Annotated in this window: 18 protein-coding genes and 1 pseudogene; 13 read left to right on the top strand and 6 right to left on the bottom strand. The window is 46.1% G+C overall.

Going from position 1 to position 25245, the window contains the following annotated elements:
- Positions 1-3: 3 nt before the first annotated feature.
- A complete protein-coding gene (locus EBI00_RS15020; RefSeq protein ID WP_123096756.1) occupies positions 4-324 on the top strand; it encodes a chaperone modulator CbpM in 321 nt (106 codons plus the stop codon).
- Between the two features lie 167 nt (positions 325-491).
- On the opposite strand, the gene EBI00_RS15015 is transcribed toward EBI00_RS15020, so the two are convergent.
- Positions 492-1013: an NADPH-dependent FMN reductase gene (locus EBI00_RS15015; protein ID WP_123096755.1), complete on the bottom strand. Its 522-nt coding sequence runs from the start codon at positions 1011-1013 to the stop codon at positions 492-494.
- A 1-nt stretch (position 1014) separates the two neighbouring features.
- Entirely contained in the window at positions 1015-2208 is a 1194-nt protein-coding gene (locus EBI00_RS15010; RefSeq protein ID WP_158600773.1) for an MFS transporter, read from the bottom strand.
- Positions 2209-2339: 131 nt separating this feature from the next.
- On the opposite strand from EBI00_RS15010, the gene soxR reads away from it, so the two are divergent.
- On the top strand, positions 2340-2789 hold the full coding sequence (gene soxR / locus EBI00_RS15005) for a redox-sensitive transcriptional activator SoxR (RefSeq protein WP_067217913.1): 450 nt from the start codon (positions 2340-2342) through the stop codon (positions 2787-2789).
- 20 nt (positions 2790-2809) lie between these two features.
- On the opposite strand, the gene EBI00_RS15000 is transcribed toward soxR, so the two are convergent.
- Positions 2810-3031, bottom strand: coding sequence for a hypothetical protein (locus EBI00_RS15000; protein WP_241557059.1), 222 nt, complete (start codon positions 3029-3031; stop codon positions 2810-2812).
- A gap of 264 nt (positions 3032-3295) precedes the next feature.
- On the opposite strand from EBI00_RS15000, the gene EBI00_RS14995 reads away from it, so the two are divergent.
- A complete protein-coding gene (locus EBI00_RS14995) occupies positions 3296-4024 on the top strand; it encodes a VIT1/CCC1 transporter family protein (RefSeq protein ID WP_123096753.1) in 729 nt (242 codons plus the stop codon).
- A 92-nt stretch (positions 4025-4116) separates the two neighbouring features.
- On the opposite strand, the gene EBI00_RS14990 is transcribed toward EBI00_RS14995, so the two are convergent.
- Together EBI00_RS14990 and EBI00_RS14985 are read right to left on the bottom strand one after the other, a co-directional pair.
- Positions 4117-4521 (bottom strand): MAPEG family protein, encoded by a 405-nt coding sequence (locus tag EBI00_RS14990; RefSeq protein WP_158600771.1) that lies wholly within the window; start codon positions 4519-4521, stop codon positions 4117-4119.
- 277 nt (positions 4522-4798) lie between these two features.
- Entirely contained in the window at positions 4799-5626 is an 828-nt protein-coding gene (locus EBI00_RS14985; RefSeq protein ID WP_123096751.1) for a PRC-barrel domain-containing protein, read from the bottom strand.
- A gap of 163 nt (positions 5627-5789) precedes the next feature.
- Here EBI00_RS14985 and EBI00_RS16220 point away from each other — a divergent pair, with 163 nt between their 5' ends.
- The 3 genes and pseudogenes from EBI00_RS16220 (at position 5790) to EBI00_RS16210 (ending at position 14637) form a co-directional block, all read left to right on the top strand.
- Positions 5790-8210, top strand: coding sequence for a hypothetical protein (locus EBI00_RS16220; protein WP_241557058.1), 2421 nt, complete (start codon positions 5790-5792; stop codon positions 8208-8210).
- 27 nt (positions 8211-8237) lie between these two features.
- Positions 8238-12948, top strand: a pseudogene (locus EBI00_RS16215) (glucoamylase family protein); the annotation flags it as partial.
- Positions 12949-13095: 147 nt separating this feature from the next.
- Complete coding sequence (locus tag EBI00_RS16210) at positions 13096-14637, top strand: GH36-type glycosyl hydrolase domain-containing protein (protein WP_338322930.1); 1542 nt, start codon at positions 13096-13098, stop codon at positions 14635-14637.
- Positions 14638-14766: 129 nt separating this feature from the next.
- Here the strand turns inward: EBI00_RS16210 and EBI00_RS14975 are convergent, their stop codons facing one another.
- Positions 14767-16575, bottom strand: coding sequence for an ABC transporter substrate-binding protein (locus tag EBI00_RS14975; protein WP_123096750.1), 1809 nt, complete (start codon positions 16573-16575; stop codon positions 14767-14769).
- Positions 16576-16738: 163 nt separating this feature from the next.
- On the opposite strand from EBI00_RS14975, the gene EBI00_RS14970 reads away from it, so the two are divergent.
- The 7 genes from EBI00_RS14970 to EBI00_RS14940 all read left to right on the top strand — a co-directional run bounded on the left by EBI00_RS14970 (position 16739) and on the right by EBI00_RS14940 (position 25229).
- Positions 16739-17689 (top strand): sugar ABC transporter substrate-binding protein, encoded by a 951-nt coding sequence (locus EBI00_RS14970; RefSeq protein ID WP_123096749.1) that lies wholly within the window; start codon positions 16739-16741, stop codon positions 17687-17689.
- 201 nt (positions 17690-17890) lie between these two features.
- Complete coding sequence (locus EBI00_RS14965; RefSeq protein WP_123096748.1) at positions 17891-18862, top strand: ABC transporter permease; 972 nt, start codon at positions 17891-17893, stop codon at positions 18860-18862.
- Between the two features lie 13 nt (positions 18863-18875).
- Positions 18876-19877 (top strand): ABC transporter permease, encoded by a 1002-nt coding sequence (locus EBI00_RS14960; RefSeq protein ID WP_123096747.1) that lies wholly within the window; start codon positions 18876-18878, stop codon positions 19875-19877.
- A complete protein-coding gene (locus EBI00_RS14955; RefSeq protein WP_123096746.1) occupies positions 19874-21379 on the top strand; it encodes a sugar ABC transporter ATP-binding protein in 1506 nt (501 codons plus the stop codon). The genes EBI00_RS14960 and EBI00_RS14955 overlap by 4 nt, the downstream gene beginning before the upstream one ends.
- Before the next feature lie 198 nt (positions 21380-21577).
- The gene (locus EBI00_RS14950) at positions 21578-22624 is read left to right on the top strand and encodes a LacI family DNA-binding transcriptional regulator (protein ID WP_123096745.1); all 1047 of its coding nucleotides are present in this window, start codon (positions 21578-21580) and stop codon (positions 22622-22624) included.
- Between the two features lie 471 nt (positions 22625-23095).
- The gene (locus EBI00_RS14945; protein WP_123096744.1) at positions 23096-23896 is read left to right on the top strand and encodes an SDR family NAD(P)-dependent oxidoreductase; all 801 of its coding nucleotides are present in this window, start codon (positions 23096-23098) and stop codon (positions 23894-23896) included.
- Positions 23897-23927: 31 nt separating this feature from the next.
- A complete protein-coding gene (locus EBI00_RS14940) occupies positions 23928-25229 on the top strand; it encodes a M24 family metallopeptidase (protein ID WP_123096743.1) in 1302 nt (433 codons plus the stop codon).
- The last annotated feature ends 16 nt before the right edge of the window (positions 25230-25245 follow it).

Here is a 25245-nt window from a genome sequence, read left to right as displayed (position 1 = left end):
GTAATGTCTAAATCAGAGATAGTGATAATTGACTCCCAACATGAGCATATATTATTTACCTTAGAAGAGGTTTGTGAACGCTGTAATGTCCATACTGAAATGATTATTGAAATGGTGGAGTATGGTATCGTTGATCCGGTTGAAAAGTCTTTATTAGATATTTGGTATTTTAATAGCCAAGCTTTAATGCGCTTGCAGCGTGCTCAACGACTCATGGATGGACTGAAACTAAACTTGTCTGGGGTCGCGTTCAGCTTAGAGTTATTGGATGAAATTGACGGCTTGCAAAAGCACATCGTTGTTCTTAGAAATCAGTTGCCTTGATGCTTTTTAAATCAAAAAATATTGGAGATGGTTGGAAATCAGATCGCACTTAATTTGATGAACACTTCAGCGTGTTCATCAAATCATAATAAGATGCCTCTACGAAGCTCTAAGTCCTAGATCTTGCCATTTATTAGACAAAAATATCCCTTTTAACTCAGGCAAGGTTATAGCTTGCTAATGGCAGCAAGTAAGCTTTGGTTGAATGTTTCATTCGTCACGACGTTTTTCTCCGCATCGAAATTGTCATAGAAGCTGGGTAACGAGATCGCACCGATGACGTTTGCGGCGAAGTAGGGTGCTGAGGCTTGTGCGGCAGCCAAAACGCTTTGCGCTCCACTGGGGCCAGGTGAGGTTGATAGCATAAGAACGGGTTTATTCTGAAAGACTTTCATGTCTATTCGGGATGTCCAATCGAATAGGTTTTTATAGGCAGAAGTATAAGAACCGTTGTATTCAGCGAATGACATCACGATGCTATCGGCTTCGCCAATGGCTTTATAAAAGTCGTGTGCTAATTGTGGAATGCCTGATTCTTTTTCTCTGTCTTCGCTATAGATTGGCATTTCAAAGTCGTTAATGTCGATTCGCGACACGTGTGCGTTGTTGATTTGCTGGGCAGCATAAAAAGCCAGTTTCTTGTTGATAGAGTTTTTGCTGTTGCTTGTGCTGAAGGTCAGTACTTTCATTTTAGTTTCCTTTGTTAACGTTTGTAGTGAGAGTAGATTGTTTTTTCAGGGTGGCGGCGCCTGCAATGGCTAGTACTAAAGTAAAAGCCCCTGCTAATAAGTAAAAATCGCTGTATCCCAATTTGGCGATAAGAGCTGAGGTGACAAAAGGTGAAACAAATTGCCCAATGAAGATGCTGCTGGTCAGTACGCCAGAAGCGAGTCCGCGTTTGTGGCTTGGCACAAGCTCCATGCCTTTTACCATGAAATTTGGCATTACCAATCCCATGCAAGCGCCCATCAGGCCGCAACCGAGAATCACCAAGCTGAACGATGTGGCTTGTGATAGCACGAGCATGCCAATACTCATGGCAATAAAGCCGATGAGTGCGACGCCATAGCTTTGGATTTTGGCAACCAGTTTGCCAAAGAATACGCCTGTTATCGCGGCGATTAATGTTCCCATTCCGATTGCCAAGCCTGATTTACTTGGATCCGTGATACCAATATCTGCCATAAAAAATGGAATTTGTGTTGGTAGGACATAAAAGACGATTAAGTGGCAGAAAACGAGAATAGAACAGCCAATGAGCGGTAGTGTCCAGCTGGTATTGGTATCGTCTTGCGGGTTATCGCTTGGCTGATTGGTTTGCTTGCTGTCACGAATAGACAGGAATATAAGCGGAAGCAACAGAATAGCGATTGCGTAGATATAAAAAGGCAGTCGAGCGCTGATGCCTGCTAGATAGCCCGCTGTAACGATGAAAAGAATGCCGCCAATATTAGAGAAAGCTTGTTGCAGTCCCATAAATTGGCTTCTTTTCGGACCAGAATAATAATCGGTTATTAACGCTGTTACAGCGGCCATAAGTCCAGCGACACATATACCCAGAATGGCTCGGCTGATAATAATGGCTTCTAAGTCTTGCAGCTGTGCGCCAGCAGCACCGGCGATGGCAAAGACGGTAGTCGCAATGATTATTTGATTTCGACGACCGAATTTATCCGCTGTCCAGCCTAAGATCGGCGCAAAAATCACCACAAACAAAGCTGGGATGGGCAATAGCATTTTTACCCAAAAATCGGCTGAGGGTGTTCCTGAGAATTCATTCGCTAAACTAGGTAACGCCGGAGCAATAGTGGCATTGGACATGACGGTCAGTGTGGAAATCAGCAGCAGGCAAACTGCTCTGGATTCTAATAGATTGGTTTTCATTAAGGCTCTCTTTTTAGGCATAAATAGTATTTTTCACGGCTCTATCAGCGGTTTTAATAAGTGCTGAACTTGAGCTGATTTGAATTTGAGTCTATTCTGCTCCCTAAACTTAAGTTGAGGTCAAGCGAAAAATGCGAAAAATAATAATGCCTGAGTGGATTTCGGTGGGCGTGTTAAGTGAAAGGACCGGCGTATCTGTGTCGGCGTTGCATTTCTATGAAAGGAAAGGCTTGATCAAGAGTCAAAGAAACACATCCAACCATCGGCAATACCCAAAACATGTTATTCGGATAGTTTCTCTGATTCAGGTTGCTCAGCGGACAGGATTTTCCTTGGAAGACATTTTGTTAGAACTTGAAGGGTTACCAAACCGAACTCGCGTCACCCTAGAAGATTGGGAAGCGTTGGGTTCCCGATGGCAAAGCGAGCTGGATAGGAAGATTACTCAATTAACGGAATTGAAAAACATGATGGCCGATTGTATTGGCTGTGGTTGTTTGTCCCTTGAAAGGTGCCGGCTTCTCAACCCATACGATGAACTGGGCGAAAAAGGCACTGGCCCACGACTGATGACCGAATAACCCAATCGACTTGTTAACGCTTATTTCTCTAACGGAATGTCTTTGATTATTTTCAAGATCGCAGGATCATTGCTGAGCCCTGCTAGGTCAATGAGGTAGCTTTTTTCGAGTTCTGGTATGGCTTGGTTTGCTAGCAATTCTTTGAGTAATGCTGCTTCATTATTGACGATGGCGGTTTTAATCGCGGCAAAGTTGGCGATGCTTTGGTTGTGCTTGTGAGTATTGTCAGTTTCCATTTTCATGCTTCCTCTTTAGTTAAATTAAAGGTTTAGCTTGTTTTTAATCACCACGCTACTTGTTTCTGATCATTACACTACGGGTGTGGCGGATAGAATGCAAATCTCTCTTTCCAACGTTTAGGTTAAGAAGCTTGAGAGAGTATCCGAGTGGAATATCCCCTTACTCTGTGACTATGTATGGACTTTTTCACTTAATTTTCTTCTTCAGTCGAATATCCTAATTGTAGGGATAAATGGTAGGCGCATAGCCAGAGGAATAAAGTTTTTATGTCTCATCAAGTGACAGGGTCTAATCAAACCACTGGGTCTCATCAAGAACACCACCGTCAACATCGCGTGGGTTGGTTAAGGGCCGCTGTTTTAGGCGCGAATGACGGCATTGTGTCTACGGCAAGTTTGATTATTGGTGTGGCGTCGGCCAATTCTGGACACACGGCGATCATGGTCGCAGGTACGGCAGGTTTAGTGGCTGGCGCTATTTCTATGGCGGCGGGAGAATATGTGTCGGTGAGTTCTCAGGCCGATACAGAGAAGTCAGATTTGCTACAAGAGAAGCAGGCGCTTGAACAGCACTATGAAGAAGAGGTAATCGAGTTAGCGGAAATTTATCAGCAACGAGGTTTGGAGCCAGAATTGTCGGTCACTGTGGCGCGACAACTGATGGCGCACGATGCGCTGGCGGCGCATTCTCGAGATGAAATCGGGATTTCTGACTTATCAGCAGCACAACCCATTACAGCCGCTTTTTCCTCAGCGTTGAGTTTTACCTTGGGTGCGGCATTGCCCTTGATGACGGCGTATTTTTATCATGATGATGCCAATTTATCCGTCGTTACCGCTGTGTTGTCTCTGGTGTTTCTCGCTATTTTAGGGGCAATGTCATCGTATTTGAGTGGTGCAAAAATGCTTACTGGCATAGTGCGGGTCGGTTTTTGGGGCGCATTAGCCATGGCGACGACGGCATTGGTTGGAATTGCTTTTGATGTCGCGGTTTAAGAATTGAGTAAAAGGGTTTTAAAAAAGGACTGCGAGATACAGTCCTTTGTTAATCGTTTTTAAAGTATCAATATTTTTAACAATTCAGATAGTTAGATGGCACCAGCAAGGCCTGAAATAACACCGTAAGCCATAACCGGGATAGCGATTAAGCTAGGTGCAAAGACGAGAGAACGGACAATCCGCACACCGAAAATATAGACTGGTACATACAGAACTCGTGAAATGATGGTGGCCAGCGCGGCATAATACGTCCAAGGATTGGAGACATCGGTACTGACAGCTAAAACTGCCAGCGGTACATACATGATGCCGCCTTCCTTTAAATTTTCTAGCGTTCTATCGATACGATTACCCAAAGGTTTTTTACTGGGCTGCGCTTTTTCTCTGTTGCCAAAACTAAAGACCAAGCCAGCAGTTTTAGCCATATAAGTTGACTGTAAAAGCACCATTATAAAGATGAGCACAGCGTAAATTACGACACTTAGTAATTCCATTGACATTTCGTTGAAACCTCTCTTTTTTATCATTTGTGCGTGTTTTCTTGTTTTTCTGCGCGTACTAATTAACCATAGTTAAAGTCAGTCTACGAGCAAATAATGGCTACTCAATGCAACAATTTTGTGTACTTTCGTTAAAAAATTGAGCGAGACATGAACGATAGATTTTATAGATACGATATTGCTTTAGTATTACTTGGACTGCTTGTCGAGATGAAATGGACTGCATTGTGCAGTCCATTTTTTAGAGCTTAGATAATAGGTTTTCTAAGGGTTAATCTTGCTTTACTAGATTGGCTTTTTCGCCTCTCGCCCAGTAGCCAGTTAAACCATAATGATCGTAAACCGCTAGCTCGTGCTCTCGGTTTAGGTCCTTGGTAGTGTGGTACTCGGGTGCTTCTTTTATCTGATGGCGAGTTAAGTTGATGGTCACGGAATTATCGGTCCAATCCATGTCTTCTATCCACTCTGGCGAGATAAGCACTTTGTGACCACCAAACCAATTGGTAGTGTCGACCATGAAGTAGCGAACCGCCATGGTGTTGTCTTCAATTAATAGACCAGAAACATGCCCCATTTCACCATCGATGGCGTGGATTTTATAGCCGATGATGGCTTTGCAGCTGCGTAGGTTTGGATCATCGTTTTGATGTAACTCGCGTTTGGCTTTTTCATGAGCAAGCGTTGCACTGTCTGACTCTTCTTTGGTGTCTGGGTAATGGCCAAAGCCTGGATACAACGAATATGGATACATGCCGCCGCCCCAAAAGCCGGTGCCGCCCCAATAATACGGATAGCCGTAGTAGCCTAGATGATCGATCTCGTGTTGGCGGGAAACGGGTTGGTCTGTATCAACTTTAGGGCTGTTCTTCACTTGTTCTTTGGTGATGGCTACGGGAAAAACTTTTTCTCGCCAGTTGGCTTTTTCTATTCCGATAGGGGAAATCAGTACCTTGCGACTCGATAGCCAGCTGCCGGTTTCAACCACGAAATAACGTACGACCCATTCCTCGTCATCAAACAAGAAATCTGTCACTTCGCCCACATTGCCATCTGTGGCGGCAATGGTGTAGTTCTCTAAGTCGTGCATGCTGCGTAACATAATTGATTGTCCTTTTGTCTTGTCTGACGGATTTGTCTTCCTATTAAACTAACCTTCCTGCCTTATGGTGTCAGTTCGCTGGCGTACAGACGCTAGACCGCTTGTTTCATTAAGATGAAAAGACGCTTGATTGCGCCATTCATCAGATGATTTTAAGGCGATTATGTTAAACACTTTTTCCACTCTACTTGGACGACGATTTTCTCACTCGCTTTGGGACAGCACGATTCCTGTTCGAGAGGAGTTGTTTGGCTTAGAACGGCTTGAAGAGCATGCAGAAAGTTTGGCTATGGCTCAGCAAGTATTCGGTTCCGAGCCTTCCGTGTTGCCTTTGCAAACGCGTTTGGATGAAAATGCCACGGCGCTTTTGGCATCCTATCGTGAAAGTGCTGCTGAGTTAGAACGTGGCGGAAATGTGGTTCCCGCCGCGGAATGGCTGCTTGATAATTATCATTTGGTGGAAGAGCAGATTCGCGAGATCCGAGATGATTTGCCGGACAGTTATTATCGACAATTACCTAAGCTAGCTGATGGACCTTTTGCCGGTTATCCGCGGGTATTTGGTTTAACCTGGGCGTTTGTAGCGCACACCGATAGCCATATTGATCCTGATGTTCTGGTTCGTTTTATTCATGCTTATCAAAAAGTTCAACCGCTCACCATTGGTGAATTATGGGCGGTGGCGATTACGCTGCGCATTGTGTTGATTGAAAACCTGCGACGTTTGGCCGATCAAATTGCCGTCGGACGTGAAGCTCGCCACGATGCCGATCATTTCACCGAGCGGCTTTTGGTGGCAGGTTGTGCTCATTCAGCGTTACAAGAAGACATCGCATCCCGTTCATCGGAACCGCTGTCTGAAGTGTTTGCTGCGCAATTGGCGAAGCGATTACGAGACCAAGATCCGAAAACTACACCCGCGCTCGACTGGCTAGAGCAGCGTTTACAACTGCAAGGTCTTTCAGTTGAAGAAGTGGTGCAACATGCTCAGCAACGCCAAGGCGCATCGAACGTCACTATCCGAAATGTGATCACTAGCATGCGGTTGATTTCCGACATTGATTGGTCGGAATTGTTTGAGAAAGTCAGTCTGGTCGATCAAGAATTTTACCGTTATGACCTGTTTGCCCAAATGGATTTCCCGCCACGTAACTTGTACCGCAGCGCCGTGGAAGAACTGGCGCGAGGTTGTGACTATTCGGAAATAGACATTGCCCAGCGCGCCGTAGAAATGGCGAAAGACAGCGTAAAGCCTTTTGAATCTAAGAATGCGGAATTAAAGAGTGCGGAATTAAAGAATGATGAGTCGGCACAAGTGCTTTCGGAAGAAGCCAAGGTAGAAAAAAGTCGTCTTGGTGACCCAGGTTATTATTTGATTGAAGAGGGCCGATTGGCTTTCGAAAAATCCATCGCCTATAAACCCACCATGCGCTTAAGAGTCCGGCGTTTTCATATGCGTCTAGGCGTCGCGGGTTACAGCGGCACGATTGCCATTGTTGCCTTGGCTTTTCTTGCCATGAGTATTGTTTTCGCGGGATTCATGGCGTTTCCTGCGCAATCTTGGTTGTTGTGGGCGGTGGTGGCTTTTATTCCCGCCACAGAAGTGGCGTTTGCCATCGTTAATCGTTTAGTGACCTGGCGCTTTGGCGCGGTAATGTTGCCGGGACTTGAACTAAAAGCGGGCGTGCCGACCTCGTTACGAACCTTAATCGCCGTGCCGACTTTGCTCACCTCTGAAGCGGATTTATTAGAGCAAACTGAACGCTTGGAAGTGCATTATCTGAGCGGTATCGACGGCGATGTAAGCTTTGCCTTATTAACTGACGGCAAAGATGCTGATTTGGAAGAATTAGAAAGCGACGCCTTATTGTTAGAACGGGCGACTTTGGAAATAGAGCGATTAAACCAACGTTACGGAGAAGGTCCATCCGGCCCGCGTTTTATCTTGTTGCATCGCCGTAGATTATTTAATCCAAGCGAAAATGTGTGGATGGGCTGGGAGCGTAAACGCGGCAAGTTGCATGAGCTGAACCGATTATTACGCGGCGCAACGGACACCACGTTTATGGCCATTCAGGGCAAAGCACCCAGTGTGCCGAGTGATGTTCGCTACGTGATTACTCTTGACGCCGACACGCGTTTACCACGAGAAGCGGCGCTGCGATTAATCGGTAAAATGGCGCATCCGTTGAATCGTCCACGTTTGGATAAAGTCAAACAGCGAGTTGTCGCGGGTTACGGCATTCTTCAACCTCGTGTTACACCGTCTTTGTCGGTGGGCGCGGAAGGTTCTTTGTTCCAGCGTATATTTTCTGCTCCCGGTGGTATGGATCCTTATGCCGCAGCGATTTCCGATGTTTATCAAGATCTTTTCGGTGAAGGCTCTTTCACTGGCAAAGGCATTTATGATGTCGATATGTTCGAAGCTGCGCTGGCGGATCGTGTGCCGAATAACACCATGCTGAGCCACGATTTGTTCGAAGGCATTTTTGCACGCGCCGGTTTGGTGTCAGATGTGGAAGTGGTGGAAGAGTTTCCAGCCCGATACGATGCCGCTGCGAAACGTCAACATCGTTGGATGTGAGGCGATTGGCAGCTGTTGCCGTGGATTATGAGCAAGCCAACAGAGCAGGGCGTTTCCAGTTTGGGGCGTTGGAAGCTACTCGACAATTTAAGGCGTTCGCTGGTGGCGCCAACAACCTTGTTAGCCTTGGCGTTAAGTTGGTTGTTGTTTCCGTCGTCGGCGTTATTTTTTAGCGCTGTATTATTGGCCGTCATGGCGATTCCGCCTTTGTTGCCGTGTCTTTTTTCAATGATTCCTCGCCGTTCTGGCGTGGATACCAGCAACCATTTTCGACTTTGGCTAGGGGATTTACGTCTTGCCTTAAGTCAGACTTTTTTATCTATCGCCTTTCTGCCTGATCAAAGCTGGCGTTCATTGGATGCGATCACGCGCACCTTGTTGCGTTTAGGTGTGACACATCGGCGTTGTTTGGAATGGGCAACCGCGGCGCAGATTAATGCGAGCCCACGACTCAAGGTGATGGGTTTTTATCAAAACATGGCCTGTGGCACCTTGCTTGCCTTGGCGGTTTGCTTGTATGTCATCGTGGTGAATCCGGCAGTGTGGCTACTGGTGTTGCCGTTTGCTTTGCTTTGGTCTCTTGCACCTTTGGTCGCCGTGTTTGTTAGTCGTTCACCGGAAGTCTTGCGACCTGATGAGCTGGATGTTGGCGCGGTGACTTTACGCCTTACTGCGCGCAAAACGTGGCGCTATTTTGAAACCTTTGTCACCGAGGAAGACAATTTTTTACCACCTGATAATTTCCAAGAAGACCCAGAGCCTGTGGTGGCGCATCGAACTTCGCCGACCAATATTGGTTTGTATTTGTTGTCTTCAGTGGCGGCGCGAGATTTTGGCTGGACAGGTTTAATTGAAACGATTGAGCGACTGGAAACGACCTTTGTTACGCTGGAAAAACTACCAAAACACAACGGGCATTTTTTCAATTGGTACGGCACGCAAAGCTTGCATACCTTGTTGCCGGAATACATTTCTTCGGTGGACAGCGGCAACCTCGCGGGGCATTTGATTGCGCTGGCAAACAGTTGCGAGCAATGGCACGAGGAATCTGTGGTTGGAGTATCTGATGGACTATCTCAAGACACTTTAATCGCTAAGCCAAGCTCCACAGTGCGCTCGGGGTTTATGGACAACATTGCATTGGCTCGACAATCCTTAGTGGCTGAATCAAAACAAGCAATCCATTCTGTTAGTCCAGATTTGAGTGTTACTGCAACGGACAGCGAACATCCATTGTTGGCAACCTTGGATGATATGGAGAGTCGATTAAACAGCCGACAGACTATCGAGGTGTTAACGCCGATTTTAATTCGATTGACTGATAAAGCCGCAAAATTGGCTCGTGAGCGACCATTGGGTTCGGGCGAAGAGATTGAACAAGGGCGTCATGCTGATTTCATTTATTGGATTGAAGCCGCCAATAAAGTGATGGTTGAACAGCAGCGCGATACGCTTGAACAGCGTAATTCTCCCGACTCTTTGCTGGCTAGATTAAATGCGCTGGCGAGCACGGCGCGTAATATGGCGTTAGACATGGACTTTGCGTTTCTCATCGACCCTGAGCGCAAACTTTTGTCGATTGGTTATTCTCTTGCCGAAAACAGTCTCGATCCAAGCTGTTACGATTTATTGGCTTCGGAAGCCAGATTGGCAAGTTTGTTTGCTATTGCCAAAGGTGATGTGGCGACGAAACATTGGTTCCGTCTTGGTCGTGCAGCAACGCCCATGGGCAATGGCTCGGCGCTGATTTCTTGGTCGGGTTCCATGTTCGAATATTTGATGCCATCGCTTATCATGCGAGCGCCAACGGGCAGTTTACTTGAACAGACTAATCGGCTGATCGTTGAACGTCAGCAGGAATACGGCAAACAGCTTGGCATTCCTTGGGGCGTGTCGGAGTCTTCTTATAATGCCCGTGACATCGAGTTTACTTATCAATATTCCAACTTTGGTGTGCCGGGACTCGGTCTAAAACGCGGCTTGGCGGAAAATAGAGTCATCGCGCCTTACGCTACAGGGCTTGCCACCATGATTGATCCTCAGGCGGCGGTTGATAATTATGAGCGCTTAAACAGCATGGGCGCTTGTGGGTGTTATGGCTTTTACGAGGCGCTGGATTTCACGCCGACGCGTTTACCCGTTGAAAGCCATGTTGCCATTGTGCGCAGTTTCATGGCACATCATCAGGGCATGACCATTGTGGCCATTGCCAATACTTTGCTGGAAGGCGTGTTTAGACAACGCTTTCAGCAAGAACCTATGATTCAGGCGTGCGAACTCTTATTGCACGAACGTATGCCAAGGGATGTTTGTATTAGTCATCCACGGGCAGAAGAAGTGAAAACCTTTGCCTCTTCTTTAACGGTGATTGCGCCGATCGTTCGACGACTAAGTCCAACAGCTGCAGGCTCGCCCATTACGCATTTGTTATCGAACGGTCGCTATGTGGTGATGTTAACCGCCACTGGTGCGGGCTACAGCCGTTGGCGCGACATAGCGGTGACCCGCTGGCTGGAAGACACCACATGCGATCATTATGGCAGTTTCATTTTCTTGCGTGATAAAAATACAGGTCAGCTTTGGTCGAGTTCTGCTCAGCCTTTGCAAGACGAAGGTCATTATCCAGCCGTTGTGTTTGAAGAAGATCATGCGGAATTTGTGCGTCATGATGGCGATTTAACCACGACGATGGACGTTTTGGTTTCCGGTGAAGACGATGGCGAAGTGCGTCGTATTTCTTTGAGTAATAATGGTCGAGCGGCTCATGACATTGAACTGACTTCTTACCTTGAATTGGTATTAACGACGCCAGCCACGGACAACGCTCATCCGGCCTTTGCCAAGATGTTTGTGCAAACGGAATATGTCCCTGAATACAATGCGCTAATCGCGACTCGACGCAAACGTGCTGCGCAGGAACCTTCAATTTGGGCAGCGCATTTTGCCATTGTAGAAGGGGAAGTGACGGCCGATCCTCAATATGAAACCAACCGCGCCTTGTTTATTGGACGAGGTAATTCCATTGCCACCGCCTTGTTTATTGGACGAGGTAATTCCATTGCCACCGCCGCAGCGTTTGATTGTGACGATTCGTCCGTTGAAAGTGTCGACCTGAACAATTCAATCGGGACTGTGTTAGATCCTATTTTCTCTTTGCGCTATGCCGTTCATGTGCCAGCAGGCAGTGTGGCAAAAGTGGCGTTTTGGACAGTTGTGGCGTCTTCTCGTGAAGAATTAATGGATCTTATTGATCGACATCATGACCGCAGTGCCTACGACAGAGCGAAAACCTTGGCGTGGACACAGGCGCAAGTGCAATTGCGCCATTTGGATATTAGCCCAACCGAGGCGGGCGATTTCCAACGACTTGCTGCGCCGATTATTTACGCTGATCCGCGTTTTCGTGTTTCAGCCGACGCCATTCATCGCGGCATGGCGGGTCAGTCTGTGCTTTGGCCGCATTCGATTAGTGGTGATTTGCCCATTGTGCTGTTGCGCATTGATGACGTCGAAGACATTGATCAAGTGAAGCAATTATTGCGCGCCCATGAATACTGGCGCATGAAGCGGTTGGCGGTGGATCTGGTGATCATCAACGAGCATGCGTGTTCTTATTTACAAGATTTGCAAATTGCCATTGAAACGGCAGTGCGGAGTAGCCAGTCGCGACCTCGATTAATCGATAAATCTAACGGTGATCATGTACAAGGCGCTGTGTATGTTTTGCGTGCAGACTTGGTGGATGTGCCGGTTCGTGATTTGCTCAAATCGGTTGCTCGGGTGGTGCTTATTGCTCGTCGAGGATCCATTGGTAAACACATTCATCGCTTGTCGCCAGCGTCGACTTGGCCGCCGAAGATTCGCTCTAAGAATGAATCGACTGGCGATGAAATTACGCCATTTAAAGCGAAGAGTTCAAGAGACACCGCAAAGTTAGATGAACTGAAACAAGGGCTAGAGTTCTTCAATGGCTTGGGCGGTTTTGGTTTAGATGGTAGGGAATATACGATGATTCTTGAAAACGGAGCCTCGACGCCTGCGCCTTGGATTAATGTCATTGCCAACGCGAGTTTTGGCTTTCATGTGTCGGCCGAAGGCAGTGGTTATACTTGGGCGGAAAACAGCCGTGAAAATCAATTAACACCTTGGTGTAATGATCCAGTTTCTAATCCGTCTGGCGAAGCGATTTACGTGCGCGATGAAGACACTTTGGAATTGTTTGGCGCCACGGCTCAGCCACTTCGTTCTATTAATCAAGCGAATAACAAAGCTAATCCAAGTGCGTTTGTTGCTCATCATGGTCGTGGTTATAGCTGTTTTGAACATCAAGCGGATGGTTTGGCGCTGACATTATTGCAATATGTGCCTTTGGTAGATCCGATTAAAATTTCACGTTTAACCTTGCATATCCAAACGGGCCGACGTCGTCGATTTTCCGTTACGTCTTACGCCGAATGGGTGTTAGGCACGGCTCGTGGAACGTCTGCGCCATTTATTACCACGGATTTGGATTCGGCTGGTTCAAACGCCTTATTTATTTGTAATCGCTGGAATGTGGCGTTTCCGGGGCGTGTGGCTTTTGCCGATATGGGCGGGACGCAATGGTCGCATGAATGCACCAGCGGCTTTGCTTAGGGATTCGTCTTTGTCTGGCAGCATTGGCGCGGGGCAGGATCCTTGTACCGCACAACAATCTATTGTTGAGCTTGAACCAGATGAATCGGTGGAAGTGGTGATCTTGCTGGGGCAATGTGCTTCAGTTGGCAAAGCTCGTGATTTGATCGAACAATATCGCCATGAGGATTTGGATCAAGTGTTGGCTGACGTGACACAGCATTGGGATACCTTGTTAGGCGCGGTTCAGGTGAAAACACCAGATCGAGCGATGGATATTATGCTCAATGGTTGGCTGCTATATCAGACGGTGGCGTGTCGTATGTGGGCGCGCTCGGCGTTTTATCAAGCCAGCGGCGCGTATGGCTTTCGAGATCAATTACAAGATGGTATGTCGATGACATTCCGCCGACCGGATATGACCAGAGCGCATATTTTGCGTGCGGCGAGTCGCCAGTTTGTCGAGGGCGATGTGCAGCATTGGTGGTTGCCTCATACCGGTCAGGGTGTGCGTACGCATATTTCCGACGATAGAGTCTGGCTAGCGTATGCAACGGCGACCTACATTGAAACCCCGGGTGATGTGTCTATTTTGGACGAAAAAATCGCCTTTATCGAAGGGCCATTATTGGCGGCGGATCAGCATGACGCGTATTTTCATCCTACGGAATCGGACGAGTCGGCAACCTTGTTTGAACATTGTGCTCGCGGGTCGGATCAATGTCTTGAACTGACGGGCGAAAATGGCCTGCCATTAATGGGCACAGGCGATTGGAACGATGGCATGAACCGTGTTGGCGAAGGCGGCCAAGGGGAAAGTGTTTGGTTAGGTTGGCTGCTGATTCGTACCATCAATTTATTCTCGCCCATGGCGCAAATTCGTGATGAAGACGAACGAGTGCAAAACTGGGTGACGCATGCCAGTAAAGTACGAGAAGCCATTGAAGAAAAAGCGTGGGATGGCGAATGGTATCGTCGAGCAAACTTCGACGACGGCAGTTGGTTAGGGTCTAAAGACAACGATGAATGCCGAATTGATTCTATCGTGCAATCTTGGGCGGTATTGTCTGAAGCGGGCGAACCAGAACGCGCCGCGAAAGCCATGGCGTCGGTCGAGCAATACTTGATCCAACCCGAGTCAAAACTGGCGTTATTGTTTACGCCGCCATTTGATAAAACCAGCCATGATCCGGGTTATATCAAAGGCTATCCACCGGGTTTACGGGAAAACGGCGGGCAATATAGTCATGCGGCTATGTGGGCGATTTTGGCCTACACTAAACTGGGGGATGGCAACAAAGCCAGTGACTTGTTTAATTTGCTTAACCCGATCAATCACGCACTGAATGCGGAAGACACAGAGCGTTATAAAGTCGAACCTTATGTGGTCGCAGCGGATGTATATTCGGTTGCGCCTCACACAGGCCGCGGCGGTTGGACTTGGTACACAGGCTCGGCAGGTTGGATGTATCGAGCTGGCATGGAAGGCATTCTTGGTATTCACCGAGAAGGCAAAGAACTGACGATCCAGCCTTGTATTCCGTCAGATTGGCCGGGATTTGAAGCATCGGTAAAAATCGACAAGACCGAATACTTTATTTCTGTCAAACAAGTGGGTGATCAGACTCAATTGTTGAAAAAGAAAAATACTCTCGAAAGGGCAGACAGGAGCGGAGTAAGAGCGGTGGTAGACGGTATGGATATTCAAATCACCAAAAACATAGTGCGTGTACCGCTAGATGGTGGGGCGCACAGATTAAACATTCATCTATCAAATAAGATAAAAAGCGTGGTTAAAATTCAAAGCGATTAAGCATGCAACATTGTGTCTTTGTGCACTTCTGTTTGCTTTTTTGGGGATGAAATTTGACCTTGTTTAATCTTAACTGTGCCCAACGTAATGGATTAATGTAATTGGGCACAATGGCTAAGCATGTTGGTGTTACATAAATGGACTATTACGTCTGTTGTTTTTTATTGCCTCGCAGGCGGCGTCTTGCGCTCTTGTTAGGGCTTCATCTATCGATATTTGACCGCGCAGTAGGTCGTGTATGGAGGTTCCGCAGGCTTGTATGATGGCTTCTAATTCTGGAATTGCGGGTCTTGGCCAGCTCTGTATTAGATCGTCTTGTGAAAGCTTGTCGAATACTTCGAATATGGGAGAGACGCCCTGTACTTCGGCATCTTCTACAACCGAATATCGGGGTGTGCCGCAGCTTCCATGTTGAATGTATAGTTTTTGCGCTTGTGGCGAGGTCAAGTGAGCTAACGCTCGACCTGCTGCTTCTATTCTTTCTGGTGATATGTTGGATGGAATAGCTAAAATGTAGCCGCCGACGGGTGAGATTCCTTTTGATCCGCAGCCAGACGGGTGAGCTAGATACCCTGTTTTCCCTTTAGCGGGGGAGTTTTCATTCGTTTCGAAGTAGGGGGTAATTTGTGTGTATCCGTATGCCATTGCGCAGCTGCCTTCTGCGTATTGGGTTACCCGTTCATACCAAGCCATTGAGAGAATGGATGGTGGCGAGTACTTCATGAGTTCTAATAGAAATTCTGCGGCTTTTCTTCCGGCTTGTGTGTTTATCATGGGTTTTGGTTCGATACTGTGTAAATTCCACGTATCGTAACCACCAGGTGTTTTACTGAGTGAAATAATGGGTTGCCCAAAATCGGCCATTATGGTTAAAAAAGTGTGACCAAGTGCTGTACCTCGCGAGGCATTCCAAGCGATGCCATAGCGTTTATTTTCTGGGTCATGCAAGGCTTTAGCGGCGTCTAGCAATTCATCGGTTGTGTTAGGGGGGCGTATATCGGCTTGTTCAAATAAGTCTGTGCGATAGAAGAGCATTTCAGTGGTTGTTTGTGCTGGAATACCATAACATCGACCGCCCCAATGAGCGGCTTTCCAGCCTTCAGGGTAAAAATCTTCAGGGTTAAGCTTTGCTACATCGACCACTTCATCCAGTGGTATTAACATGTCTTTTTCGACAAATTCTCCGACCCAAGGTAGGTTAACCGCAACGATATCGAAAAGACTGCGTTTACGAGCAGCATTGCTGCAACTTTCTCGGTAGAGCTCATCCAAAGAGAAGGCTTTTTGATGAACCGAGCAGCCGAAAGCTTGCTCGAAATGCTTATTAAGGTCTGCGATGACCATAAAGGTGGGATCGCCGTGCACCATGACACGTAAGCCGCCCGCGAGTCCAAGCGGTTCTTGGAGTACATTTAACGGCTGTATTGCGTTATCTCGGCGATAGGTGTTGCCAAAATAGTAATCACTGCTTTTGCTGGAGGCGAAGTTATCACCGACTAATCGTTCTATGCGTCTTGAGACTTGATTGTACTTGGCTAGCAACAGTTCGCTTGGGTGCATGGTGAAGCTATTGGCTAAGCCCTTGCGTGCACGCTTTTCGATTAAACCTGCGTCGATAAGCTCTTTTAATTTTCGAGAGGCCGTTGCATAGGGCGCTCCGCTGCTATTAATTAAAAAAGTGGCTGTCGTGTTTTTTGCCTCAAAATGACGGGTCAGGATAACCAGTGACATTTTTAAGCGTGGATCGGGTGAAAAAAGCTCTGATACTTCCAGCAGCTCTTCCAGAATATCCTCTATAAAAGTGACTACTTTTGCCATGTTGTCTGTACCATCTTGTTTAAAGCCAACAAAAGGGAATGTTTCAAGGCTATTTTGGTTTTTATGCCCTATGCTGTTAGCGTTTGTTCTTAAAGGGATTTCTTCATCATTTTCGAGCATACCACTAATTTTATCCAAAATGGATATTTATGTGTTCATTTTGGATATCTGGCAGGGAGACTTGCTGTGTGTGTTTGCTTTAGTTTAATACAACGGTCAGGAACAAAGCGTTTCTAATCAGACCGACCCCGAAATATAAAACAATAAACTGGGAGAATTCACTGTGAAATTTAAAACATCTTTGGCTACTGCGGTAGCAACGGCAAGTTTGGTTCTTAGTGGTGGTGCTGCAGCCATGACAATCGGTATTACTCAAAACAACGTTGGCGTTGATAGCTATCAGACAACTTATGACAAAGCGTTTACTGAAGCGGCACGAGCGAATCCTAACATTGACGCGGTTGTGTTGGATGCGGGCGGTGACGTGGCACGTCAAATTGCTCAGGTAGAAGACTTAATCCAGCAAGGTGTGGATGCGATCATTATCTGGCCGACCAATGGCGAAGCGGTTGTGCCTGCGGTACGTAAAGCGAAACGTGCGGGTATTCCGGTCATCGTGACGAATTCTAATATTTCTAAAGCGGGTTTTGATTTTATAAGTGCTTTCTCTGGCCCTGACAACGTCACTCAAGGTAAGCGTTCCGCTGAAATTATGTGCGACAAGTTCAAGTCAATGGGCATCGCCAGTACGGCAAAGGTCGTTCACATTACAGGTCAACCTGGTTACACAACAGCTACTGAGCGAGCGGAAGGTTTTGAAAATCGTTTACCTGAAGTGTGCCCTCAAGTCACAGTGATTGATACACAACCAGGTGACTGGAACCGTGAAAAATCACAACAGGTGATGGAAGCGTTCCTGGTTAAATACGACAACATTGATGGTGTTTACGCTGGTGACGACAACATGGGCGTGGGTGCGTTGAATGCAGCGAAAGCCGCTGGTCGTGATGGTATTATTTTTGTTGGCGCCACTAATTTCGCGGTTGGATATGAAGCCATGGCAGCCGGTGAATACTGGGGCTCAATTTATCAGTCACCTGTCGATGATGCTAAAGCAGCATTGCAGACTGCGGTTGATGTTCTCAATGGCAAAGACGTTCCCTTCTTGAACTATTTCGATACTCCTAAGATCACGCAAGATAATATGAGTAACTATACCAAGCCTGTTTTTTAAAAATAATCGGTAACAGTCTATGGCGTTTGCTTATGACTGTTACCTAGGCTTTTGTGTTTTTAGCTTTTTATTTATTAAGGCGAGCGTAGTTGGACCCCCTTAGTTATCAACTACGCAAGGCCTAATAATCTTGTTGCTGATTAGTGTGCTGGTCAGTTTTAATAATAAAAATTAAATAATGTGCACTCACTGGAGGATCGGATGTTGAGACTCAGTAAAGATGAGGCGATACGTTTTCTCGGTAAACAGGGAATACTCGCAGCCTTTGTAATCTTTATGCTCGTTTTTGCGCTGGCAGAAGCAAAATTCATATCGGCTGACAATGTACTTAGTGTTATTCGTTCATCCGCTATTATTGGTGTCATGGCGCTTGGTGTCACGTTCGTGGTAGTGAGTGGGAATCTAGATTTATCGATTGGCTCGATGATGTCCTTCTCCACTATCGTTGTGTTAGATCTCCATGACAAAATTGGCCCTGTACTCGCCATTCTTGCCATGTTCAGCCTCACTCTTTTATTAGGCGCTTTAATCGGTTTCTTAGTCGGTTATCTTCGCCTCAATTCGTTAATAGTGACTCTTGGGATGTTGTCCGCAATACATGGTCTTACGCTGACGTATTCTGGCGGCAAAAATATGGACATCTCAGATAAGAGCTCTTGGTTCAGCTTTTTTGGGCAGGACAGTGTTATGGGCATTCCAGTGCCGATCCTGATATTTGCGTTACTGGCGGCCTTGCTCGGTATTATTCTGTCGAAAACGCCTTTTGGTCGAAAAATCTATGCCGTTGGTGGTAATGGTACTGCTGCTACATTTTCAGGCATTAGCCGCAGTAAAACCGTGTTTTTCTGTTATTTAATCTCTTCTTTTTGTGTGGCTACGGCAGGCTTGATTCAAGCGAGCCGTTCATTGGGGAGTCAAAATACGGTTGGTCAGGGTTTAGAACTAGAAGTGCTAGCAGCCGTTATTTTGGGGGGAGCTTCGTTACTAGGCGGTGCAGGTACGATAGCGAAAACGGTAGTAGGTGTCTTGATGTTAGGTTTTATTCAGAATGGCCTGTTGTTAATGGGTTTGCAGTTCTATGTGCAGTTTGTGGTTACCTGGGTCATTATTATTTTGGCTGTCTGGCTCGATATTGCGGGTAAACGAGGCAAATTGTGGTCACCTCTGGCGTAGGTAGGGAGTAGTTATGAAATCAATTAATGTAAAAGTACTCCTGAAAGCCAGCCCCATTTGGATCTTTATTCTTTTTGAGTTGGTGTTCTTTAGTGTTGCTGGTAGTTACTTATCTTTAAGTGATAAGGCTTTTATGGATGTAGACAACATGCTGTTATTGCTTAAACAGTCTGCTCCCATAGGCATCATAGCGATGGGCATGGCCATCATAATGATAAACGGTAATATCGATCTTAGTGTAGGAGCGACCTTTGCTATCGCAGCGATCGTTCTCTTAGAGACGATGTCTTCTCCTATGTTCGAAGGACTTGGGGACTGGGTTATTCCTATCGCTTGGGGGGCCGCATTACTAGTCGGTACGCTCCTTGGTGCGATCAACGGACTCATCGCTTGGAAGACAGGGGTTGACGCTTTTATTGTTACCCTTGGCTCTATGCTGGGCTTTCGTGGATTGGTTTTCATGTTCAATGGGGAAAATCCGACGTCGCATTTGAATTGGACGTTAGTAGATTTTGCAGAAGCTCAGTTTTTAGGTTTGCACACGGCCACTTGGTTTCTACTCGTTGTGACGGCGGCCATTTGGTACCTAATGAACCGCACAGTGCACGGACGAAACGCCTATGCTATTGGTAACAATCGTGAAGCGGCAGTCAATGCAGGTATACGTGTTGGGCCTCACATGATGATCAACTTTATGTTGATCGGCTTTTTAGCTGCGTTATCCGCTGTCGTTTTTTATTCTGAAAGTGGTTCGGTTAATCCCAATGATGGACAGCTCTATGAGTTGTGGATTATTACAGCGGTCGTGTTAGGAGGGACCAAACTGACAGGTGGCTCAGGTTCTATTCTGTCTACGTTAGGCGGCGTCATTGCTATTCAGCTACTACGAAAAGGGCTTGGTCATATTGGAGCGGATACTTCCACTGTTAATTTGGTAATCGGCAGTATTTTGATTCTTGTGCTCTTTTTAGATCGTCAGATTAATATCAAAGGACGAGAGGAATTAAAAGTATGAATACTCCAACCCCTGTTTTACGACTGGAAAATATTGTTAAGACTTTTCCGGGAGTTAGAGCGCTAGATGGTGTTTCCTTGTCTGTCCTTCCTGGCGAAGTTCACGCACTAATGGGTGAAAATGGTGCGGGTAAATCGACGTTGATGAAGGTTTTGGGCGGTATTCACCAGCCAGATGAAGGCCAAGTAATTGTTAACGAACGTCCAGTGGTAATGAATGGTCCGCTTGAAGCAAAGGCATTAGGCATCGTATTTATTCATCAAGAGTTGAGTCTTGCTGAAGAGTTGAGTGTTGCTGAAAACGTGTACCTTGGCGAGCTGCCTACAAAAGGCTTTGGCCGAGTTGATTGGCATGAGCTTTATCAAAAGACCGACGCGATTTTGGCGAAGCTTAAAGTGGGATTTGATGCAAAGACGCTAGTTAAAGATCTATCGATTGCGAATCAGCAGATGGTGGAAATAGCGCGTGCGCTTACGGTTGAGGCTAAAGTCGTTATTTTTGATGAGCCAACGGCGTCTCTCACCGATGCTGAGAAACGCGTACTCTTTGACGTGATTTCTGATTTGCAGGCAAATGATGTTGGCGTGGTCTACATTTCCCATCGTATGGAAGAAATTTTTAAAATTACAGATCGTATTTCTGTGCTTCGTGATGGCCAATACCAAGGATCTGTCGCGACCAAAGACACCGATGAAGAAGGTGTTACTCAAATGATGATTGGGCGTAAGCTTGATCTAACCAGAAAAGAGTCAAACCACGAACTCGGAAAAATAGCCTTAGAAGTGCGCAATCTTAGTTCAGGTAAAGCCTTCAACGATGTGTCTTTTCAAGTACGCAGTGGTGAAGTGGTGGGGTTTTACGGACTGGTTGGTGCGGGTAGAACAGAGATTGCTGAGACCTTGTTTGGTTTACGTAACAAGAGTAGCGGTGAGATTTTGTTAAATGGCGAAGTCATTGACGTTAAATCACCGCGGGACGCGATTGAAAAAGGGATCTCTTTAGTACCTGAAGACCGCAAGGGGCAAGGCTTGGTGTTAGGGATGAACTGTCGTGACAATATGACCTTGCCACAAGTCGACGATATTACGGCGGGTCCTTTTGTGGCTGAGGGCGCTGAAATTGCGATCTTCGATCAGTATCGAGACAGCTTGGACATACGCACGCCAGGATGGAAGCAGGATGTTGGTAACCTTTCTGGTGGCAACCAACAAAAAATCGTTATTGCAAAATGGCTGTCCATGAAGCCTAACGTATTAATAGTGGATGAACCCACTCGTGGGATTGATGTTGGCTCTAAGTCAGAGATCCACAAATTATTGCGTAAACTGGCGTCAAAAGGGCTTGCAGTTATTGTGATTAGTTCAGAAATGCCTGAAGTGATGCATGTGTCTGATCGTATTGTTGCCATGTATTCGGGCCGCGTTACCAGGACATTTGAATGTGGAGAAGTAACAGAAGATAACCTAGTTCAAGCGATTTCGGGGGTTTCCAAATTAGCTTGATGGCGTCGAATAGTTGGTTGTATGTAGAGCGAATACTCAAAAATAGCGGTGTTTCTACACGAATAAAATGGTTTGATCGACTAGAAATGCGCGACAAAGAAAGAGTTGTATATGAAAATAGCGGCCTGTAAACCGAATCATGCAGATTGTGTTTGCATAATATGGACGGCTGGAAAAACTCTAATGGGGCAAAGGTAGATGTCTAAGCGCGAACGGGTACGAATTAAAGACATAGCAGATAAGTTGGGCATTAGCTCGGCAACAGTATCTCGTGCTCTAAACCCAAAGACTGAAAGTTTGATCGGAAAAGACCAGATAAAACGTGTACGTGAGATGGCACAAAAGCTGGGTTATATCCCCAACATTGGTGCAGCCTCACTAAGAACTCAGGTGACAAACACGATAGGGGTTGTGATTCCGGATATTCTCAACCCTATCTTTCCACCCATGATTAAAGGCATTCAGAGTTACTTGTCCAGTAAAGGTTACGTGACTATTTTTGTTGCCAGCAACAACAATCAGGACGAGGCTTTAGAAGAAGTAAGGCGTCTTATTATGCGCAACGTCGATGGTCTTATTATTGCCAGCGCGTTTTTAGAGGATGAGAGTGTTAACGAGTGTATCTCACAAAATGTGCCACTTGTTTTGGTTAATCGTTCTATACGTAAAGGCGAGTTAGTTCATCAAGTGTTAAGCGATGAGCAGCACGGTATTGATTTAGCGGTTAATCATTTGCTTTCACTAGGACATAAGCACCTAGTGTATTTGTCAGGCCCGAATACAATTTTACAAAGTTTGAGGCGTCGTGAGGCGTTTGAAGGTTTCTGCTTACAAAGAAATATCGCCTTTGATATCGTCGATTATGATCAAGACGATACCTACGCGTTTAGTGTTGAGGCAGGGCGAGATGCGGCCGAAAAGTATTTGCGTTCAGGATGTGCTGCAACAGGTTGGATTGCGGCAAATGATTTGATGGCATTGGGTGCGATTGAAGCGTGTCGAAAAGTGAATTTGAGAATCCCTGAGGATATTTCAATCTGCGGATTTAACAATATGCCACTGACTGACATAGTGAACCCATCCATTACAACGATATCGGTGCCTTTTCAGGAAATTGGTGTTCAAGCGGCTAAAATGCTGTTGCAAGAAATTAATGCACCATGGCCCAGCAAACAGCGACTATTGATGTCACCGCACTTGGTTGTTCGACAGTCGACGGCCGCTGCAAACGGCAGTAAGCGTTGAGCGCTTCTGTTGTTTGGTCTGCTTGATTGCGGGATTAGTAAAAATTTAAATTCCAATGCAATCGATTGCATTAAATGATTTTTGATTGATTTGTTCAAAGTAGCTAGCTTTGTTTAGTTTTATTGGCAAAAGCGCTAATTAGATTAATAAATACTCAAAAATTGGTATTTATCTAGTGTTTTTTTAATGAAAAAGCCAAATCAAGGTTGACCGTTTAGCATAATGCTGGTGTAATCGATTGCATGAATTTGGGTGTATAATTAATCACCAGTACAGAGTTGTGTTATTAGATTATGAAATTCTGAAGTGAAATTGGTCTTTCATGCAGTTGCAAACCCCTTTTTTTGCCTAAGTGTTTCTAAGCGAAGAAACCGCGACAAGAAAAGCAGTTAGCCTTTCTTTATTTCTGAAGTGATTAAAGAGCAACGGCTACATAAAACGATAATTAATAAAAATAGTGAGGAAAACAAAATGTCTCAACGTTTAGCTGGAAAAAATGTATTGATCACAGGCGCTGCTCAAGGGATGGGGGCTGCGGTTGCAGAAGAGTACGCAAAGCAAGGTGCAAAAGTATGTGTGGCTGACTTGAATGTTAGCGGCTGCGAAGAAGTAGTAAAAAGAATTCAATCTGAAGGTGGTGAAGCGATTGCAGTGTCACTTGATGTGACTAACCGAGAGCAAATGGTTGCGGCGGTAAAGGCTACTGTGGACGCGTTCGGCAGCTTAAATGTCATCGTCAATAATGCCGGCATCAACAAACCGTTAATGTTTTTAGATATCACTGAAGAAAACTGGAATCAGATCATGAAAGTAAACGCCTGGGGCGTTTTAGTGGGTATGCAAGAAGCCGCAAAACAGATGATTGCGCAGGGTAAAGAAAATGGCCCTTATAAAATCATCAACGTGGGCTCTATTCTTTCGCGCCAAGCTTTTGATGATGTGGTTCCGTATTCTTGCTCTAAGCACGCTGTGCTAGCCATGATCAATGGCGGTGCCAAAGCCTTGGTTGATCATAACATTACGGTCAATGGCTATGGTCCAGGTGTTGTGAGAACTGAGCTGTGGGAACAACTAGATAAAGACTTAGTAGCCATCGGTAAATTCGAGAAAGAAGGCGATTCAATGGATCAGTTAGCGGCTGACATGATTCTGATGAAGCGCTATTCCTATCCGAAAGATGTTGTGGGTACCGCTGTATTCTTAGCAGCACCGGATTCTGACTACATGACTGGTCAGTTATTAATGATCGACGGCGGCATGATAATGCAGTAGCGGCTACAAAAATAAAAATAACGGTGAATTTATGACAATTATTACTCCAGGCAACAAAGAAATAATCACTTCTGATCTAGACCCTCGTTGGAATTGGGATGTTCCCATTCCTGCCCCAGGTCGGATGAATGTCGACTTTGAAGAGCGTGTCGACTTTAGACGGCTTCATCGTTATCGAGTTGCCAGAGCACGCAAGGCACTACAAGAGTCAGATCTTGGTGCAATGTTGTGTTTCGATAATAACAATATCCGTTATTTAACCAGCAGCGTTATTGGTGAGTGGTCGCGGGACAAATTTTGTCGTTATGCGTTATTTACTGGTAATTCAGATCCTTATCTTTGGGACTTTGGTAGCGCCGCCGCTCATCACCGTTTACACAATCCATGGTTTGAAACAGACCACTGGCGTGCTGGTATGTTGGGGTTGCGTGGTTCGGTTGGTGAAGAGGCAGGATTGTTTGCCAATGCCGCGAAAGAGATTGCCGACTTGCTAAAACAGGAAGGCGTCTTCGGTATGCCAATCGGTGTCGACGTATGTGAGCCCCCCATGCTGTTTGCATTACAGAAAGAGGGTATTGAGGTTCGTGATGTTCAGCAAGTGATGTTGAATGCACGCCAAATTAAAAGTATGGATGAAATCATCTTACTCAACCAATCTGCCTCTATGGTCGATGGGGCGTATCAGTTGATTGCAGACGAACTAAAACCTGGCAAACGTGAAAACGAGTTAGTGGCCATTGCCAATAAGTTTCTTTATGACAATGGTTCAGATGATGTTGAGGCAATCAACGCCGTCTCAGGTGAGCGTTGTTCACCACACCCTCACAATTTCACCGATCGCATGTATCGCCCTGGTGATCAAGCGTTTTTCGATATCATCCAGTCGTACATGGGTTATCGCACCTGTTATTACCGCACATTAAATGTTGGTAGCAAAACACAGGCTCAGGTGGACGCTTATGCTAAAGCAAGAGAATGGATTGACAATGCCATTGCATTAGTAAGACCTGGTATGACAACCGACAAAATCGCCGCTGTTTGGCCGCGAGCACAAGAGTTTGGTTTTGATTCTGAAATGGAAGCCTTTGGTTTGCAGTTCGGACATGGTTTGGGACTTGCGTTGCACGAACGGCCGATTATTAGTCGTCTTGTGTCTTTCGGTAACCCATTTGAGCTTAAAGAAGGGATGGTGTTTGCTTTGGAAACCTATTGCCCTGCTGCTGATGGTAACGGCGCCGCGCGAATTGAAGAAGAAATTGTGGTAACGGCGACGGGTTGTCGAGTGATTACCCTGTTTCCTGCGCAAGATTTGTTTGTGGCGAATCCATACTAAACATGAGCTTCTGTAC

The organism is Marinomonas hwangdonensis, from assembly GCF_003721245.1.
In the GTDB taxonomy this organism is placed as follows: Bacteria; Pseudomonadota; Gammaproteobacteria; order Pseudomonadales; family Marinomonadaceae; genus Marinomonas; species Marinomonas hwangdonensis.
Note: the sequence above shows the minus strand (reverse complement) of the source record. Positions and strands in the feature narration are given on the sequence as shown.